Consider the following 18119-nt stretch of genomic DNA (forward strand, 5'->3'; position numbering starts at 1 on the left):
CCCGGAGGACTCGTGCTCGTTCGTCTCATCCTCGGTCTGCTCATCACCGTCGTCGGTCTCGCCTTCGCCGCCCGCCGCGCCGCCTGGCTCTACCGGCTGATCCGGTCCGGCCAGCCGGACGAGAAACGCTCGGACGTCATGGCCGTCCGCGCGAAAACGCATCTGGCCGAGGTCTTCGGGCAGCGCAAACTGCTGAAGTGGTCCGTTCCCGGGCTCGCGCATCTGTTCACGTTCTGGGGTTTCGTGATCCTCGGGTCGGTGTACGTCGAGGCGTACGGCGCCTTGTTCGACCACGACTTCCACATCCCGCTCATCGGGCACTGGGCGGCACTGGGCTTCCTGCAGGATTTCATCGCGGTCGCGGTCCTCGTCTCGCTCGCGGTCTTCGCGGTCATCCGGATCCGGCAGGCCCCGGAGCGCAAAGACCGTGCGTCCCGGTTTTTCGGCTCGCACACCGGCGGTGCCTGGCTGATCCTGTTCATGATCTTCAACGTGATCTGGACGATGTTCCTCTTCCGCGGCGCGTCGGCGGCGGTCGGCGTCTTCCCGTACGAGTCGGGCGCGTGGGTTTCCCTCGGCGTCGGGGAACTGCTGGAGCCGCTGGGGCCCGCGTTCAACGAACCACTGGAGACCGTGGGGCTGCTACTGCACATCGGCGTGATGCTGGCGTTCCTGTCCATCGTGCTCTACTCCAAGCACCTGCACATCTTCCTGGCGCCGGTCAACGTCACCGCCAAACGGCTCCCGGACGCTCTCGGCCCGCTGCTGCCGATGGAATCGGCGGGCAAGCCGATCGACTTCGAGGATCCCGGCGAGGACGACACCTTCGGTCGCGGCAAGATCGAGGACTTCACCTGGAAGGGCATGCTCGACTTCGCCACCTGCACCGAATGCGGCCGCTGCCAGTCGCAGTGCCCGGCGTGGAACACCGGGAAACCGTTGTCCCCCAAGCTGTTGATCATGGATCTGCGGGACCATCTCTTCGAGAAGGCGCCCTACATCCTCGACGGCAAGGAAGCTCCCGAAGAGCGTCCGCTCGTCGGCACCAAAGAGGACTTCGGCGTGATCGACCCGGACGTCCTCTGGTCCTGCACCACCTGCGGCGCGTGCGTCGAACAGTGCCCGGTCGACATCGAGCATGTCGACCACGTCGTCGACATGCGCCGCTATCAGGTGATGATCGAATCCGCGTTCCCGAGCGAACTCGGCGTGCTGTTCAAGAACCTGGAGACCAAGGGAAACCCTTGGGGCCAGAACAATTCCGACCGCCTCGCCTGGACGAAGGACCTCGGTTTCGAGGTCCCGATCTTCGACGGCGAACTCGCCGACGACGTCGAGTACGTCTATTGGGTCGGCTGCGCCGGTGCCTTCGACGACAACGCCCGCAAGACCGTCCGCGCCACCGCGGAACTACTGCATCTGGCCGGGGTCAAGTACACGATCCTCGGTACCGACGAGTCCTGCACCGGTGACCCGGCCCGCCGCTCCGGCAACGAGTTCCTGTTCCAGATGCTCGCGCAGCAGACCGTCGAAACGCTGAACGCGGTGTTCGAGGGCCGCGAGCCGGGCACGCGCAAGATCGTCACCACCTGCCCGCACTGTCTCAACACCCTCGGCCGCGAGTACCCGCAACTGGACGGGCACTACGAGGTCCTCCACCACACGCAACTGCTGAACCGGCTCGTCCGCGCGGGCAAGCTGACGCCGGTCAAACCGGTCGACGCCGGGCCGGTGACCTACCACGACCCCTGCTACCTCGGCCGCCACAACAAGGTCTACGAACCGCCGCGCGAACTCGTCGGCGCGACCGGCGCCACGCTGAGCGAGATGCCCCGGCACGGCGACCGCTCACTGTGCTGCGGCGCCGGCGGCGCGCGGATGTGGATGGAGGAGCAGATCGGCAAGCGCATCAACCTCGAACGCGTCGACGAGGCGCTCGGCACGGACGCCGAGACCATCGTCACCGGCTGCCCGTTCTGCCGCGTGATGCTGAACGACGGTCTCGTCCAGCGGCAGAGCGAGCAGCGTGGCGAGAACGTCACCGTGCGCGACGTCTCCCAGCTCCTGCTGGAAACGGTGAAGGAACGCGACCGGACCACCACGGAGATTTAAGGCACACGCGAGTTGGAAGTTCGGCACACCGAACTCTAGACTCACGGGATGGCGAATCTCGGCAAGACCGTGAGCGCGCTCGCGGCCGCGGCACTCGTGCTGTCCGCGTGCGGCGGCCCCAGCGCCGGTCAAAGCGACAGCAGGCCCGTCGTGCTGACCACGTTCACGGTCCTGGCCGACATCGCCTCGAACGTCGCGGGCGACAAGCTCCGGGTCGAGTCGATCACCAAGCCCGGCGCGGAGATCCACGGTTACGAGCCCACCCCGGACGACATCAAGAAGGCCGCGAAGGCCGATCTGATCCTCGACAACGGGCTGAACCTGGAGGCCTGGTTCGCGCGCTTCGTGTCCGAGAGCGACGCGCCGCACAAGGTGGTCAGCGAAGGCGTCCAGCCCATCGCCATCGGCGAAGACGCCTATCAGGGCAAACCGAACCCGCACGCCTGGATGTCACCGAAGAACGTCGGAATCTACGTCGACAACATGGTGAAGGCGTTCAGCGAGATCTCCTCCGGCGACGCCGCCGTGTTCAAGGCCAACGGCGACGCCTACAAGGCGAAACTGCAGCAGGTGCAGGACGAGATGACCGGCGCGCTGAGCGGCCTGCCGAAAAACGAGCGCGCGCTCGTCACCTGCGAAGGCGCCTTCTCCTACCTGGCACGCGACACCGGCCTCACCGAGCGGTACATCTGGGCGGTCAACGCCGAACAGCAGGCCACTCCGCAGCAGATCACCCGCGCCATCGAATTCGTCAAGCAGAACAAGGTCCCCGCGGTCTTCTGCGAATCGACCGTCTCCGACGCCCCGATGCGCCAGGTCGTCTCCGCGACCGGTGCCGCGTTCGGCGGCGTCCTCTACGTCGACTCCCTGTCCGGCCCCGAAGGCCCGGTGCCGACCTACCTCGACCTCATCCGCCACGACTCGAAGACGATCGTGGCCGCGCTCACCGGGGCGAAGCCGTGACCGCGGCGATCCGCGTCGAAGACGTCACCGTCCACTACGGCGAGGTCCTCGCGCTCGACGGTGTCGATGTCACCCTCGAACACGGCCGCGTCTGCGGGCTGGTCGGGATGAACGGCTCCGGGAAGTCGACGCTGTTCAAGACGATCATGGGGATGGTCCGGCCGGACACCGGCACGGTGTCGGTCGACGGCGGTCCGCCCGCCCGGGCCCGCAAAACCGGCGCGATCGGCTACGTGCCGCAAAGCGAGGACGTCGACTGGTCGTTCCCGCTTTCGGTCCGCGACGTGGTGATGACCGGCCGCTACGGGCATCTCGGCTTCACCCGGCGGCCGCGCCGGGCCGACCACGAAGCCGTCGAGCAGGCGCTGGAGCGGGTCGAACTGACCGAACTCGCCGGCCGCCAGATCGGGCAGCTGTCCGGCGGTCAGCGCAAACGCGCGTTCGTCGCGCGCGGGATCGCGCAGGGCGCCCGGGTCCTGCTGCTCGACGAGCCGTTCGCCGGCGTCGACAAACGGTCCGAGGCCACGATCACGCGGCTGCTCAAGGAACTCGCGGCCGACGGCGCCGCCGTCCTGATCTCCACCCACGACCTGCACGCGCTGCCCGGCCTCGCCGACGAAGCGATCCTGCTCATGCGCAAGGTGCTGGCGCACGGCTCCCCCGACGAGGTGCTCCGGCCCGAGAATCTCGCGCTGGCCTTCGGACTCGATGTCCTGCGACGGGAAGAAGAACCCGCGTGAACCTCTACGACCTCCTCCTCGAACCGCTGAACTACGGCTTCATGGTGCGAGCACTGGCCTCCACGGTCGTCGCGTCCGTGGTCTGCGCGGTGCTCTCCTGCTGGCTGGTGCTGATCGGCTGGTCGCTGATGGGCGACGCGGTCTCCCACGCGGTGCTGCCCGGCGTCGTCCTCGCGTACATCCTCGGCGCGCCCTTCGCGCTGGGCGCCGTCGTCTTCGGTTTCCTCGCCGTGGCCCTGATCGGGGTGGTCCGCGACACCAGCCGGGTCAAGGAGGACGCCGCGATCGGCATCGTGTTCACCACGCTGTTCGCGCTCGGGCTCGTGCTGATCTCGGTGACGCCGAGCCAGACCGACCTGAACCACATCATCTTCGGCAACCTGCTCGGCGTCGACACCGCGGACCTGATCCAGATCGGCGTCCTCGGCGCCATCACCCTGGCTCTCCTGGTGCTCAAACGCCGCGATTTCACCTTGTACGCCTTCGATCCCACGCACGCGCACGCCATCGGCTTCAACCCGCGGCTGCTCGGTGCGGCGCTGCTCGGGCTGCTCGCGCTGACCGCGGTGGTGGCGCTGCAGGTGGTGGGCGTGATCCTGGTGGTGGCGATGCTGATCATCCCGGGCGCGACGGCGTACCTGCTGACCGACCGGTTCGGCCGCATGCTCGTGATCGCGCCGTCGTTCTCGGTGCTCGCGGCGGTGACCGGGCTGTACCTGAGCTACCACCTCGACACCGCGTCCGGCGGGATGATCGTGCTGGTGCAGGGCGCCGGGTTCACGCTCGTGTACCTGTTCGGGCCGCGGCACGGGATCGTCGGGAAGCGGCTGGCCAAGCGCAGGCGGGAAGCCGCGCGGGCGGGCCACCCTCAGGACGTCCCACTGTCCTGAGGGCGGCCTCACCTGCCATAGAACGATCAGGCGCCGGGAGGCACCGGAAGCGGCATCCCCGGAACGGTCAGGTCCGCGGGTGGCAGCACACCATCGGCCAGGAAGTCCTGGACGACACTGTCCAGCGTCTTGTTGTTGTTGGCGCCGCTGGTGGCGTACAGGCCATGGTCGCCTTCACCGGTGACGGTGACCATCCGGGAACCCGCGAAGGCCGCGTGCGCGCGCCTGCCTCCTTCGATCGCGGTGGCCGGGTCGTGTTCCGAATGCAGCATCAGCACCGGTGGCACACCCTTGCCGTCGATGACCGGCAGCGGCGGCCGCGGCTTGTCCCAGTAGATGCACGGCTGGACCATCCACTTGCCACCGACCAACGTCTGCTGCCGGTCGAGGTACTGCTGTGACTGCGCGACGACGCTGTCGCGGTCACCGGTCCACGGGCCCTCGTTGCACCGGATCGTCCAGAACGCGGTGGAAAACGGCTCGGCGGCGGCCGCGCCGAGCCTCGGGATCAGCACGTCCTCGTGCCGGCGCGCCGAGGAGATCCGGTTCGCCGCCGCGGCCCGTTCGTCGGCGGACGCGGTCTGCTCGGTCAGGGTGCGGATGTCGACCAGCATGGTCGCCGTTCCGTGGAACTGGCTCTTGGCGTAAATGCCTTCGGCCGCGAACGAGTCGAGGATGTTCGGCCCGACCTTCAAGCCGCCGTAGTCGACCGGACGCGTTCGCAGCTTCGCGCGGACCTGTTCGAACGTCTCCCGGACCGCGTCAGCGGTGGTGCCGAAGTGATACAGCCTGTCGTACTTCGCCATCCACGGCAGGAAATCCTGACGCCAGCGCCGCTCGAAGCTCATCGGCTGCCAGTCGAACGCCTTCTGCCAGGTGGTGGTGAACTCGACCGGCGAGTCGAGCAGGAACCGCCCGGCCCGCTCCGGAAAGCGCTGGGCGTAGTACGCGCCCATCCAGGTGCCCGCCGAGTAGCCGACCCAGTTGATCTTCGGCCGATTCAGCAGGACCCGCAGCAGATCGATGTCGTGGATCGTCTGGTCGGTGGTGATCAACGGCCCGAGGTCGCCGGACCGCTCTTTACACAGCCCGACAGCCTCCTTCGTGACATCGAGAATGCGGCTCAGGTTCGCCGGATCCCGGTCACGCGGGTCGAGGTACTCGGGGTTGTCCAGAGCGCCACCGCAGGTGATCGTCGTGCTCATCCCGGTGCCGCGCGGATCGAAGCCGATCACTTCCTGATTCGCCCGCACCCGCGGCTGGTTGCGCAGTTTCACCGGCCAGATCCGCCCCGCCGCACCAGGGCCACCCGGGTTGATGAACAGCGATTGTGTCGCCGTACCGGTGGCGGGCAGCCTGCTGATCGCGATGGTGAGATCGCGGGTGTCGGCGAGGTTCGTCCAGTCGCGCGGCGTCAGGTAGGTCGCGCACTGGATGTTCTCCGCACCGGCGGGCGGTTTGGACGGCAACTCGTCGTCCGCGCACGGATGCCAGTTGATCGGCTGCTCGGCGTACTTCGCGGGAATTCCCGTCGAGTTGATCGGCAGGGTTTCGTCGACCGGATCGATGGTCGCGAAGGCGGGCGTGAACCCGCTCAGCATGAGGCCCGCGATGGCCGGAACGACCAGCGCGTGACGGAATCTCTTCATTTGTTACATCCCCAGTTTCTGTCGCGTCCTCACGCGACCGGCACCTTGATACCGGATCACGGACTCGCCTGCCCGCGGATTCGGGAAAAACCGCGGGCGGTCGTCGCGAAGATCAGCTCCAGCGGCCGGCGAGCACCCTGGCGATGACGGCGCCGAGCACCCGCACGCCCTGGAACGAACCCGGCTCCAGCCCGGCGAGTTCGCGGACCCGGCGGAACCGGTAGTCCAGGGTCCTCGGGTGGATGTGCAACGCCGCGGCGGTGTGCAGCCGGTTCATGTCGTGCCGGTAGTAGGCGTCGAGCGTGGCCACCAGATCGGGCCCGGTCTCCAGCCGCCGCGCGATCCCGCGCAGCCAGTCGTCGACCGGGGGCAGCCGGGCGACACCGAGTTCGACGAAGACGTCGGTCATCACCGGCAGCCGGGCGGGCCTGGCCTCGACGGGGGCGACCCGGCTGATCCGCCGGGCCAGCGTGGCGGTGTCCCGGAGCGCGTGAACGCGTCCGGTGGCCGCGCCGGTGGCGCACGGCCGTCCGGTCGCCTCCGCGCATTCGCGGACCAGGCCCAACGCGCGTTGCCGTGTCGTTTCGGGGTCCACGCAAGGGAAAAGCGCAATCAGCTCGCCGGGCTCACGCCAGAGCATCGGCACCCGATGGCGCTTCAGCAACGTGCCGACGATCTCCTCACGCCGCTCCCCCGACGGCAGGGGGCCGCCGGAGAACCGCACGACCGTGATCAGGTACCTGTCGGTGGAGACCATGTCGAGGCTTTCCGGAAGCCCGGGAGGCGCGGCTCCGTCGTCGAGCAGCGTCACGGCGAGTTCCGCGGCCCGTTTGACGTACGACGAGCCACGCTGCAGCCCGGTCAGGAACCCTTGGAGGTACGCCTTCTTCCCGGCGAGGCCGTTGGCGGGCAGCCAGCCGATCATCTCGGTCACGTGGGTGACCTCGTGCAACCCGGCCGCTTCGTGGATCTCGCGCAGGGTGAGCACGTCGTGCAGATCGAGGACGCGCCGCCCGGAAGCCAGCGAGATGCCCTGTGCGCCGCGTCGCTCACCGAAAGCAGTCAGCATCGCCAGATCCTCACCGGCGAAGGCCGCGCCATCGGCGGCGAGTTCGGCCTCCCGGCGTCTGAGCAGGACCGCGAAGTCCAGCATCGCGGTCCGGGCGGCCGCGTCCTCGGCCATCACGCGGAAATCCGGCAGCTCCCCGAGATAGACGTCGACCGCGCGCCGGGCGTTGGTGTCCACGCGATCCCACAGCAGTTTGTACAGGCCTTCCATGCGTCTCCCCCGCCTTCGTCGCTCGGAAGGCTACGGACGACGACTGGACGTTTTCTGGATCGCGCGCTCCCGGTAACCGGACAATCACCCCGCGCGCTGTGTCACTCACGACACCGGCCGGGCTATCTCATTAGGTTAGGCTGCCCTCATGTCTACGGAAGACGCGCTGCTCACCGGCCATGACCTGGTGCTCGCGCACCAAGAGCGGGCCGTGGTGGACGGCGTGTCCCTGTCGCTGCGCGCCGGTACGGTGACCGCGCTGGTCGGGCCGAACGGCTCCGGCAAGTCGACGCTGCTGCGTTCACTGGCGCGGCTGCACAAGCCCCGCGCGGGCAACGTCCGGCTCGGCGAGCGTGCCGTTTGGGGCACGAACGCGTTGTCCGGCAAGGAGTTCGCCCGTCAGGTCACATTGCTGACCCAGCACCGGCCCACGCCGAGCGGGGTCTCGGTCCGCGACGTCGTCTCCTACGGCCGTTATCCGTACCGCTCGGGTTGGCGCGGGGTGGACACCGACGGCGCCGCCGCGATCCGCCGCGCGATGGAACTGACCGGTGTGACGCCGATGGCCGAACGCGGTGTCGACGAACTGTCCGGCGGTGAGCTCCAGCGGGTCTGGCTCGCCTCCTGCCTCGCGCAGCAGACGTCGGTGCTGCTGCTCGACGAGCCGACCAACCATCTCGACCTGCGCTACCAGGTCGAGATCCTCGACGTCGTCCGCGATCTCGCCAACGAGGGTGTCGCGGTCGGCGTGGTGCTGCACGACCTCGACCACGCGGCGATCATCGCCGACGAGGTCGTGCTGCTGAGCGAGGGAACGATCGTGGCCACGGGTGACATCGGGCGGGTGCTCACCACCGAGCACCTTTCCCAGGCCTACGGCGTCACCGTCCACGTCGCGAACGACCCGGTCACGGGTGCTGTCCACTGCAGGCCACTCGGGCGGCATTCGCCCCGGCCCGCCTGAGAGATCCAGGAAGAACCATGCGAGTGTTGCCCCCTGCCCTCCTCGTGACGGCGGCGTTGCTGCTGTCCGCCTGCGGCACCACCGAGAACCCCGCCGCCGCGCCGGGCGAGCCCGCCGCCACGAGCGGTCCGGTGACGGTGACCGACGCACGCGGCAAGGCCGTCACCCTGAAGGCCCCGGCGAAGCGGGTCGTCGCGTTGGAGTGGGGCGAGGCCGAGATGGTCGCCTCGCTCGGGGTCATGCCGGTCGGCGCCGCGGACGTCGCGGGCTACAACGTCTGGGACAAGGCCGTCCCGCTGACCGCCGAGGTCAAGGACGTCGGCAAGCGCAACGAACCCAGCGTCGACGCGATCGTCGGGCTGAACCCCGAGGTCGTCATCATGGCCGAGGAACGCGACTCGACCCTGGTGCCGCAGATCGAGAAGTACGTCCCCGTCGTGGTCACCAAATCCAGTGACGCGAGCCGGAACTTCGACCGGCTGCGCGAGGACTTCAAGCTGATCGCGAAAACGGTCGGCAAGGAGTCCGAAGCGGACAAACAACTGTCCGAAATGGACGCCAAACTCGCGGAGGGCAAGAAGGCCGTCGAGGCCAAGGGCGCCACGGGCACGCCGTTCCTGATGGCCGACGGCTACCTCGAAGGCAGCACCGTCAGCATCCGCCCGTTCGGCAAGGGCTCGCTGGTCTCCGACACCGCCGAGGCCGTCGGGCTGAAGAACGTGTGGACCGGCAAGGTCGACCCGCAGTGGGGCCTCGGCCAGACCGACGTCGAGGGCCTGACCGCGATCACCGACCCGAAGACCGTGCTGTTCTACAGCGCGTCCGAAGAGGACGTCTTCACCACCGGGCTCGCGCAGAACGCGGTGTACCAGCGGCTCCCGTTCGTGGTGTCGAAGAAGATCCACAAGCTGGAGGCCGGGACATGGACCTTCGGCGGCCCGAAGTCGATCGCCTTCACCGCCGACCAGATCGTGAAGGCCATCACCGCCTGATGATCGAGGACCTGCGTGCGCCGCAAGCCGTGCGCACCGCGGTGGTGTCGGCGGCGCTGGTGGCGCTGATCGCCGTCCTCGCCGGCCTCCATCTGACCCAGGGCACTTCGACGTCCGGTCCGCTGGACGTGGTGAAGGCGATCTTCGGTGACGGGGACGCGCAGACCCTCGCGGTACTGGAGGGTTCGCGCGTCCCCCGGCTGCTCGCCGCGTTGCTGCTGGGCGTCGCGCTGGGGGTCGCGGGGGCGGGAATGCAGTCCGTGGCGCGGAATCCGCTCGCCTCACCCGACACGCTCGCGGTCAACGCGGGCGCGCATTTCGCCGTCATGGCCATTTCCGCGTTCGGGCTTTCGCTGCCGCTCGTGCCGGTGGGCGGGGCGGCGTTCGCCGGTGGGCTCGCCGCGGCCGTGATCGTGCTGGGCCTGGCGGGCGGTGGTTCGGCGAGTCCCCGGCTGGTGCTCGTCGGTTCGGCGGTGATGCTGGCGCTCCAGTCGGTGACCATCCTGCTGCTGCTCATGTTCGAGCAGGAGACGTCCGGGCTGTTCGCCTGGGGCAGCGGTTCGCTGACGGTGTCCGATCTGCGGGCGACCGGGCAGATGACGCCGATCGTGGTGCTCGCCGTCGTGGCGCTCGTCGCGATGGGCCGCAAACTCGACGTCCTCGCCCTCGGCGACGACAACGCGACCGTGCTCGGCCTGCGGGTACGGCGGACGCGGGTCGGCGCGATCCTGCTGACCGTCGCGCTGACCGCAGCGGCGGTGACCGTCGCCGGGCCGGTCGGTTTCGTCGGGCTGAGCGCGCCGGTGATCACGCGGCTGCTGCTGCCGATCGCCAAGCACCGGGTGCTGCTGCCGGTGTCCGGGCTGGTCGGGGTGGTGACGGTGCTCGGCGCCGACGTCGTCCTGCGGGCCGTCATGGGGTCGGCCGCCGCCGTACGGGTGCCGACCGGGGTCGTCACCACGATCGTCGGCGCCGTCGTGATGGTGTGGCTGGCGCGCCGCGGCCGGGGCGGTGGCTCACGTCGTCCGGCACCGGCGGGGCGGGTCGGCGTCGCCGGGTCGAAGCGGCGGCTCGTGGCCGTCGCCGTCGCGCTGGTGGTGCTGCTGGCCGTGGTGCCCGTCGTGGGCCTGATGCTGGGCGACCGCGTGGTGCTGCTCGGCGACCTCGCGAACTGGGTCACCGGGAACACCGGCACGGCGCTGACTTTCGTGCTGGACCAACGGCTTCCGCGGGTTCTCGCCGCACTGCTCGCCGGTGCCGCGCTGGCGGTGTCCGGCTGCGGGATCCAGTCGGTCAGCCGCAACCCGCTCGCCGAACCCGGTCTGCTCGGGATCACCTCGGGCGCCGGGCTCGGCGCGATCACGCTGATCACCATGGTCCCGGCGGTCGGCGCGTGGGAGATCGCGGGCGCCGCCGGAATCGGCGCGGCCGTCGTGTTCGCGCTGGTCTACGGGCTGGCGTGGCGCTCGGGGCTGGATTCGGACCGGCTGGGGATCATCGGTATCGCGGTCTGGTCGGCCGGGATGGCGCTGATCACGCTGCTGATCGTGGTCTCCGATCCGTGGAATTCGGCGAAGGCGCTGACGTGGCTCTCGGGGTCGACCTACGGCCGCACCCTGGAACAGGTCGCGCCCGTGGCGCTGTCGCTGATCGCGCTGACGCCGTTGTTGTGGCTGAAGCACCGGGAACTCGACCTGCACGCCCTCGACGAGGACACCCCGCGAGTGCTCGGGATGCGCATCGAACGGTCGCGGCTGGTGGTGCTGGCGGCGTCCGGGATCCTGGCGGCCACGGCGGTGTCCGCGATCGGTGTCGTCGCCTTCGTCGGGCTCGTCGCGCCGCATCTGGCGCGGTCGCTGGCCGGCGGACGGCACGGCCGGGTGATCCCGGTGGCGGCGGCGCTCGGGGCGCTGCTGGTGAGCGTCGCGGACACCCTGGGCCGGACGGTCATCGCGCCCGCGCAGATCCCGGCGGGCCTGGTCATCGCGCTGGTCGGGACGCCGTACTTCGTGCTGGTGCTCTGGCGTACCCGGCCGTAGAGCCGAAAGGGCCCTTCACCGCATGCGATGCGGTGAAGGGCCCTTTCGTGGCGTCTTATGCGGGGAAGGGGGCCTTCACCGCGTCTAGCGCCAGGGTCCTGGCAAAGTCGCAGGGCTGCTGAGGGGTGTGTGGATTTAGAGACGTTGAACGTCTCTAAATCCACACACCCCTCACTAGCGGTCACAATTGCGTGCCACCAGTCACAGCAAGTGGCCATTTGGGCGAAGGCGTGGTCCGGGCCGGCGGTCCGAGCCGCTCGGGAGGTCGGGGCCGGTCGGCGGAAGGCGTCTCGACAGCGCGAGGCACTGGTGCCTCGAGCGCGTGAAGGCCCCCTTCCCTCGGCTGAGCCGAGGGAAGGAGGCCTTCACGGAACGGCTACAGGGTTTTCTGGAGGTGGGTGGCGAGGAGTTTGGTGAAGCGTGAGGGGTCGGCGAGTTCGCCGCCCTCGGCCAGCAGAGCCATGCCGTAGAGCAGTTCGGCGGTCTCGGCGAGGCCCTCGTTCTCGCCCTGCTTCGCGAAGGCGTCCCGCAGCCCGGAGACCAGCGGGTGGCCCGGGTTGAGTTCCAGGATCCGCTTGATCTGCGGCATTTCCTGGCCCATCGCGCGGTACATCTTCTCCAGCGTCGGGGTGACGTCGTTCGTGTCGCCGACGATGCAGGCGGGCGACGTCGTCAGCCGCGACGAGAGCCGGACCTCCTTGACCTGCTCGCCGAGCGCCGTCGTCAGCCAGGTCAGGAGCCCGGAGAACTCCTCCTTCTGCTCGTCGGTGGTGTCGGAGTCGAGTTCGACCTCGCCCTTCGCGACCGACTGGAACTGCTTCTCCTCGAAGCCGGGCACCGCGTCGACCCACATCTCGTCGATCGGGTCGGTGAGCACGAGGACCTCGTAACCCTTGGCCTTGAAGGCTTCCAGATGCGGGGAGTTCTCGATGCTCTGCCGCGATTCGCCGGTCAGGTAGTAGATGTGCTCCTGGCCGTCCTTCATCCGCTCGACGTAGTCGCGCAGCGACGTCAGCTTCTCCGGGTCGTTCGTCGAGGCGAACGAGCAGATGTCGAGGATCGCGGTGCGGTTCTCGAAGTCGTCCAGCAGCCCTTCCTTGACGGCGCGGCCGAACTCCTTCCAGAACGTCTCGTACTTGTAGGGGTTCTCGTCGGCCATCAGGGTCTTGACGGTCGAGAGGACCTTCTTCACCAGGCGACGGCGGATCAGCTGGATCTGCCTGTCCTGCTGCAGGATCTCGCGCGACACGTTGAGCGAGAGGTCCTGCGCGTCGACGACGCCCTTCACGAAGCGCAGGTACTCCGGCATCAGCGCTTCGCAGTCGTCCATGATGAAGACGCGCTTCACGTACAACTGGACGCCGCGTTTGCGCTCCCGCATGAACAGGTCGAGCGGCGCGTGGCCGGGCAGGAACAGCAGCGCCTGGTACTCGAAGGTGCCCTCGGCCTGGAGGCGGATCGTCTCCAGCGGGTCGTTCCAGTCGTGCGCGACGTGCTTGTAGAACTCGTTGTACTCGGCTTCGGTGACGTCGCTGGAGGAGCGGGCCCACAGCGCCTTCATCGAGTTGACCGTGACGATCTCGTCGCCTTCGGTCATCCGGATGGGCCAGGTGATGAAGTCGGAGTACTTCTTGACGATCTGCTTGATCTTGGTGGCCGAGGTGTAGTCGAAGAGCTGGTCTTCGGTGTCCTCGGGCTTGAGGTGCAGGATGACCGAGGTGCCCTGCGGCAGGTCCGGGACCGTCTCGATGGTGTACGTGCCTTCGCCCTCGGACTCCCAGCGGACGCCCTCGTCCGATCCGGCGCGGCGGGTCAGCAGCGTGACCTTGTCGGCCACCATGAAGCTGGCGTAGAAGCCGATCCCGAATTGGCCGATCAGATCCTGCGAGGCCGCGGAATCCTTGGTCTCTTTCAGTTTCTTCAGGAATTCGGCGGTGCCGGATTTCGCGATGGTGCCGATCAGCGCAACGACGTCGTCCCGGCTCATCCCGATTCCGTTGTCCCGCACGGTCAGGGTGCGGTTTTCGGGGTCGGTCTCGATCTCGATGTGGAGATCGTCGGTGTCCGCCTGGAGGTCCTTGTCACGGAACGCTTCGAGGCGGAGTTTGTCCAGTGCGTCGGAGGCGTTGGACACCAGTTCCCGGAGGAAGGTGTCCTTGTTCGAGTAGATCGAGTGGATCATCAGCTGCAGGAGCTGACGTGCCTCCGACTGGAACTCGAGTGTTTCGGCAGAGGTGGTCACGCCGCGATATTACCGAGCGCGGGTTCGCGTCAGGCCAGCCTCTGCCTGGCCACCTCGGTCAGCCCGTCGCCGGTGGCCTGTTCGATCGTCGTGACCGCGGAGCGGCCGGTGGTCTCGACCGTGGCGATCACATTGCCGAAATGCGGTCCCGACGTCTTTCGCCAAGCGAGAGGTACGGGTTCGACGCCGCCTCGCTCCGCAAACCGGCGCGCGAGTGACGCCACCCCGGCCGACCAGGTCGCGGCGAACGCCAGCCGGAGCGGCCGCGGCATCGCGTTGTGCACCGGCGAGCAGGTGAGCTGGTACACCGCCGACGTCACCGGTTCGGGGTACCGCGCCTCGGCGATGTAGGCGTGATGGACGTCGCCGGAGAGCACCGCGATGGTGGCGGGCGGCTCCTCCCGTCGTCCCTCGCGCGCGATCATCGCGGCGAGCCGGTCGAACGACGCGCGGAACGCCGCCCAGTGTTCGAGGTCGCCCGCCTGCCGGATCTTCTCCGCGAGCCGTCCCCGCCACCCGGGGCGGGCGCAGGCCCGTTCGTTGAGGGACTGCAGGTGGGAGATGACCGGCGGCAGCAGCCACGGCAGCGAGGACCCGATGAGCAGGTGGTCGCAGGCGTCGGCGGCGTTCTCCTCGACCCAGTCGAACTCGTCGTCGTCGACCATCGCCCGGTGGCCGGGCTCCAGGATCCGCCCCGCCCGGCTGTCGATGACCAGCAACCGCACCTTGCCGAAATCGCGCCGATAACTCCACCGCGCGCCTTTGGTGCCGTCGCGTTCGTTATCGGCTTCGTCGGCGTAGGCGACGAGCAGGCCGGCGTTGTCCCTGCCGGAGGTGAGGGCCTTCTGGTAGGTCGAGTCCTCGGCGAGTTCGGCGGGGCCCAGGTTCCCGAGATGCTGATAGACCCAGTAGGACATGATCGCCCCGCGCAGGCGCTCCTGCCACCACGGCTGCGCCCGCATGTGCTCCCGCCACGTATGCGAGGTGTTCCAGTCGTCGCGGACGTCGTGGTCGTCGAAGATCATCGACGTGGGCACGGTGGAGAGCAGCCAGCGGATCGTCGGCTCACCCCAGGCTTCGAGGTAGAGGTGGGTGTACTCCTCGAAGTCCGTCACCTCGGTCCCGGGCGGCTTCGAGGTGTCGCGACGCCGCTTCAGCCATTCCTGCGTCTCATCGGTGGTTTCGTCGGCGTAGACCTGGTCGCCGAGCATCAGCAGCGCCTGCGGCCACTCGGTCTCGTCGCTCTCGGCCATCCGGCGGGCGTACGCGGCCAGCGCGTCCGGGCCGAAGGTGTCCCCGTCGTGCGGTTTACGGCAGGAGCCGAACACCAGCCGGACCCCGGACTCGTGCGCGGGCAGCGTCCTGATGCGACTGGGCGGGAAGCCGGAATCCTCCAGCGGCCACACCTTTTCGCCGTCCACGCGCACCTCGTACTCGGTGCTGGTGCCGGGTTCGAGCCCGGTCAGCACAAGCAGGGCGTAATGGTGGCCCCGGATCTCGAACGTCCTCGCCGTGACGCCGAGGACTTCGACCTCGCTCGCGGCGCCGGTCTCGACCCACACCGTCGCCGACGTCTCGTCGACGTGGCGCAGCAACGGACCCAGGAGCAGACTCATTCCCGTCACGGTGCCACAGTGGAGCCAAGATCGTGCGCTGAGCGGACCGTGCTCAGCGCGCCGCGGGCCCCGTCCAGCCGTTCGGCACATGGCCGATCCGGATCCGCTGCGGGTGGTCGCCGACCGGGACGGACTTCACCTTCGCGCCGGTCGCGAAGTCGATCGCGGTCACCTGGTCTGCCCCGCTTTCCGAGATGACGCAATGCTTTCCGTCGCCGTTCACCGTCGCCCAGTACGGCTTCGCGGCCGTCACGAGCCGCGCCTCCTGCAGGGTCGCGCGGTCCACGATGGTCGCGTAGTCGTCCATCGTCCCGGCGACGCACAGCTTGTCGCCCGCCGGGCTCATCGACAGCCCGTGGTGCCGCGAGTCGTTGACCCAGGTCGTCCGGTCCTCACTGGTGTTCGGGTTCTTCGGGAGCGTCTTCGACCGGGTGATGCGGTCGGCGGCGACGTCGTACTCCAGGAGGCCGTTGAAGAACGACACCTGGAAGTACAGCTTCGACTCGTCGGGGGTGAACGCCATCGGCCGGATGGCGTCGGACAGATCGGTTCGGCCGAAGGCGTCCAGCCGCTGGCGCATGTCGATGACCTTGACCTGCTGGAAGGTCGTCGCGTCGGCGACGGTGAGCTTCCGGTCGCCCTTGGTGAAGTCCTGCCACGGCGCGTCGAGTGCGGTGTTCACGTCACCGATCGAGCTGTTCCAGAGCCGCCGTCCGCCGTCGGTGTAGGTGTTCTCGTGCGGTTTGTCGCCGGTCTTGAACGACCCCAGCTGCTGCCCGGTGTCGATGTTCAGCACGTGGACGGTGTTCGACGTCGAGGCGGACACCGCGATACTGCGCCCGTCCGGCGAGACGGCCATGTGATCGGAGCGGAAACCCGACACCGGGAAGCGCCAGTTGACGCGGCCGGTGGCGAGGTCGATCGAGACGACGTCGGCGAAGCTCGGGCGGGACGCGACGACCGACCGGCCGTCCGGCGTCGTGTAGAGATCGTCGACGAGCTGGTCGTGGCCCTCGCCGACGCCGTTGCGGATGCCGAGGAAGAACGCGAGCTTGATCGGGTTCAGGTAGATCTCGGCGAGCCGCTCGTCCTTGTCCGGCACCATGTCGACCCGCGCGATCTTCGCGTAGTCGCCGGAGGGCCGGATGACGTCCGCGGTCCCCTCCCAGTTGTTGCCCACGAACAGGACCTGCCGCAGGGCGGCACTCGCCGCCGTGGTCCCTGGCACCGAGCTCAGTGCGGTGACGGCGAGGCAGGCCACGAGGGCGAAGTTCAGCAACCGGCGTTTCCGCATCACGCGCACCCTTCGGCGAAGTCCTGTTACCTTTCGGTAGCTCACAGGAAACCAACCGATCGGACACCCTCGGTAGGGGCCGGTCGCCAAGGGCCGCGCCGTTCGTTGTGCACGGGTCACAACCGGCCGCGGGAAGGCGGTGGCGATGGCGCACCGGTTGCTGCACGAGGTGCTGCGGGCGATGGCGGCCGACGCCGACGTCGTCGAGGAGGTCGTCCGGGCCGCCCGCACGGAGTCGCCGGAGGTGGCGCGGCTGCCGGTGCACGAGAACCGGCGGCACGTCGCGATCGTGCTCGCCGCCGGGCTCGCGTCGTTCGAACGGCCGGGCGGGACCAGTGAGCAGGACTACGCCGCGGCGGCCGTCCTCGGCGCCGACCGGGCGGCGCAGGGCGTGCCGATCGCCGCGCTGCTGCGCGGGGTACAGGCCGGCCGCAGCCGCGCGGTCGAGATCGCCGTCGAACGCGGCAAGGCGGCCGGGGTCCCGGACGACGTCATGCTGGCGGCACTGGTCGACTTCGACCGGAACACCCGCGCGCTCGAACGGCAGGTGATCGCCGGCTACCACGAAGCCGAACTCGAACTCTCCCGCACGGTCCACGACAGCCGGGCCCGTCTGCTGCGGCGGTTGCTGGCCGGCGACACGGCGGTGCCGTCGGCCGAGGAGGTCGCGCACGCCGGGCTGAACCCGGACGGGCGCTACCACTGCCTGCTCTCCGACGTCGGCGATCCGTACCAGGCGCTGGTGGTCGAGCGGCGGCTCGGCGGGACCGGCGGCATCTTCGGGCTGGTGGAGGGGCGGCTGGCCGGGCTGGCGCCGCGGCTGCCCACGCCGTCGGCGCTCGGCGACGACGTCCTCATGGTGGTCTCCCCCGCCGTCCCGCTCACCGAGGTCCGCGGGATGCACACCCTGTGCGCGATGGCTTTGCCGACGGCCGCGCGGGAACGGGCGCGCGGCCTGCACGAGGTGGCCGACCTGGCCGTCGAGACCGCGCTCGCCGCCCAGCCGGGGCTCGCCGCGCTGCTCGGCGGCGCCCTGCTGGGCGCGCTGACGCGGGGCGACGCCTTTCACGAACAGCTCGTCTCGACCGCGCTGGCCTACCTCGACCACGGGCGGCGGCTCGACCAGACGGCCGCGGCCCTGCACGTCCACGCGAACACCGTCCGGTACCGGCTGGGGAGGCTCGGCGAGATCACCGGGGCGTCGCTCGACCTGCCGGAAGACGACGACGGATCGCAGGTGCGGCACACCGTCGCCTGGTGGTGGGCGCTGCGCACCTGGCGATCGGGCTGAACCGGGAACGCCCGCCGTCCGTGTAACCCGATGAAGGCTCCTGCACCC

At 69.0% G+C, this 18119-nt stretch carries 13 protein-coding genes; 8 read left to right on the forward strand and 5 right to left on the reverse strand.

What is annotated here, in order from left to right:
- The first annotated feature begins 12 nt into the window (after positions 1-12).
- Genes SD37_RS34415 through SD37_RS34430 form a run of 4 tightly spaced genes read left to right on the forward strand, consistent with a single transcriptional unit; the run spans position 13 to position 4705 of the window.
- The gene (locus SD37_RS34415) at positions 13-2112 is read left to right on the forward strand and encodes a (Fe-S)-binding protein (RefSeq protein ID WP_044856268.1); all 2100 of its coding nucleotides are present in this window, start codon (positions 13-15) and stop codon (positions 2110-2112) included.
- Positions 2113-2160: 48 nt separating this feature from the next.
- Positions 2161-3075 (forward strand): metal ABC transporter substrate-binding protein, encoded by a 915-nt coding sequence (locus SD37_RS34420; protein ID WP_044856269.1) that lies wholly within the window; start codon positions 2161-2163, stop codon positions 3073-3075.
- Positions 3072-3815, forward strand: a complete 744-nt coding sequence (locus tag SD37_RS34425; protein WP_044856270.1) for a metal ABC transporter ATP-binding protein — start codon at positions 3072-3074, stop codon at positions 3813-3815. Before SD37_RS34420 ends, SD37_RS34425 begins: the two co-directional genes overlap by 4 nt.
- Positions 3812-4705, forward strand: coding sequence for a metal ABC transporter permease (locus SD37_RS34430; RefSeq protein WP_044856271.1), 894 nt, complete (start codon positions 3812-3814; stop codon positions 4703-4705). The genes SD37_RS34425 and SD37_RS34430 overlap by 4 nt, the downstream gene beginning before the upstream one ends.
- A gap of 26 nt (positions 4706-4731) precedes the next feature.
- On the opposite strand, the gene SD37_RS34435 is transcribed toward SD37_RS34430, so the two are convergent.
- Both SD37_RS34435 and SD37_RS34440 read right to left on the reverse strand, forming a co-directional pair.
- Positions 4732-6354: an alpha/beta hydrolase gene (locus SD37_RS34435; RefSeq protein ID WP_044856272.1), complete on the reverse strand. Its 1623-nt coding sequence runs from the start codon at positions 6352-6354 to the stop codon at positions 4732-4734.
- A gap of 112 nt (positions 6355-6466) precedes the next feature.
- Entirely contained in the window at positions 6467-7633 is a 1167-nt protein-coding gene (locus tag SD37_RS34440) for a PucR family transcriptional regulator (RefSeq protein WP_044856273.1), read from the reverse strand.
- Positions 7634-7781: 148 nt separating this feature from the next.
- Between SD37_RS34440 and SD37_RS34445 the strand changes: the two genes are divergently transcribed.
- Genes SD37_RS34445 through SD37_RS34455 form a run of 3 tightly spaced genes read left to right on the forward strand, consistent with a single transcriptional unit; the run spans position 7782 to position 11628 of the window.
- The gene (locus SD37_RS34445; protein WP_044856274.1) at positions 7782-8597 is read left to right on the forward strand and encodes an ABC transporter ATP-binding protein; all 816 of its coding nucleotides are present in this window, start codon (positions 7782-7784) and stop codon (positions 8595-8597) included.
- Between the two features lie 17 nt (positions 8598-8614).
- Positions 8615-9589 (forward strand): ABC transporter substrate-binding protein, encoded by a 975-nt coding sequence (locus SD37_RS34450; RefSeq protein ID WP_044856275.1) that lies wholly within the window; start codon positions 8615-8617, stop codon positions 9587-9589.
- Positions 9589-11628, forward strand: a complete 2040-nt coding sequence (locus tag SD37_RS34455; RefSeq protein ID WP_065913042.1) for an iron ABC transporter permease — start codon at positions 9589-9591, stop codon at positions 11626-11628. The genes SD37_RS34450 and SD37_RS34455 overlap by 1 nt, the downstream gene beginning before the upstream one ends.
- 376 nt (positions 11629-12004) lie before the next feature.
- Here SD37_RS34455 and htpG read toward each other — a convergent pair whose 3' ends face one another.
- The 3 genes from htpG to SD37_RS34470 are packed head-to-tail and all read right to left on the reverse strand — an operon-like array spanning position 12005 to position 16780.
- Positions 12005-13870, reverse strand: a complete 1866-nt coding sequence (gene htpG / locus SD37_RS34460; protein ID WP_044856277.1) for a molecular chaperone HtpG — start codon at positions 13868-13870, stop codon at positions 12005-12007.
- A 29-nt stretch (positions 13871-13899) separates the two neighbouring features.
- Entirely contained in the window at positions 13900-15486 is a 1587-nt protein-coding gene (locus SD37_RS34465) for an alkaline phosphatase D family protein (protein WP_044856278.1), read from the reverse strand.
- A 52-nt stretch (positions 15487-15538) separates the two neighbouring features.
- Entirely contained in the window at positions 15539-16780 is a 1242-nt protein-coding gene (locus tag SD37_RS34470) for a YncE family protein (protein ID WP_044856279.1), read from the reverse strand.
- Positions 16781-16925: 145 nt separating this feature from the next.
- On the opposite strand from SD37_RS34470, the gene SD37_RS34475 reads away from it, so the two are divergent.
- On the forward strand, positions 16926-18071 hold the full coding sequence (locus SD37_RS34475) for an RsbRD N-terminal domain-containing protein (RefSeq protein WP_044856280.1): 1146 nt from the start codon (positions 16926-16928) through the stop codon (positions 18069-18071).
- Positions 18072-18119 lie beyond the last annotated feature (48 nt).

Origin of the sequence: Amycolatopsis orientalis (genome assembly GCF_000943515.2) — a bacterium.
Classification (GTDB): Bacteria; Actinomycetota; Actinomycetes; order Mycobacteriales; family Pseudonocardiaceae; genus Amycolatopsis; species Amycolatopsis orientalis.

Bases quoted from the DNA above. Each gene is read 5' to 3' on its own strand.
- SD37_RS34445 (WP_044856274.1), top strand. From the start codon at position 7,782: ATGTCTACGGAAGACGCGCTGCTCACCGGCCATGACCTGGTGCTCGCG.
- SD37_RS34440 (WP_044856273.1), bottom strand. From the start codon at position 7,633: ATGGAAGGCCTGTACAAACTGCTGTGGGATCGCGTGGACACCAACGCC.
- SD37_RS34465 (WP_044856278.1), bottom strand. From the start codon at position 15,486: ATGAGTCTGCTCCTGGGTCCGTTGCTGCGCCACGTCGACGAGACGTCG.
- SD37_RS34435 (WP_044856272.1), bottom strand. From the start codon at position 6,354: ATGAAGAGATTCCGTCACGCGCTGGTCGTTCCGGCCATCGCGGGCCTC.
- SD37_RS34455 (WP_065913042.1), top strand. From the start codon at position 9,589: ATGATCGAGGACCTGCGTGCGCCGCAAGCCGTGCGCACCGCGGTGGTG.
- SD37_RS34475 (WP_044856280.1), top strand. From the start codon at position 16,926: ATGGCGCACCGGTTGCTGCACGAGGTGCTGCGGGCGATGGCGGCCGAC.
- SD37_RS34470 (WP_044856279.1), bottom strand. From the start codon at position 16,780: ATGCGGAAACGCCGGTTGCTGAACTTCGCCCTCGTGGCCTGCCTCGCC.
- SD37_RS34450 (WP_044856275.1), top strand. From the start codon at position 8,615: ATGCGAGTGTTGCCCCCTGCCCTCCTCGTGACGGCGGCGTTGCTGCTG.
- SD37_RS34420 (WP_044856269.1), top strand. From the start codon at position 2,161: ATGGCGAATCTCGGCAAGACCGTGAGCGCGCTCGCGGCCGCGGCACTC.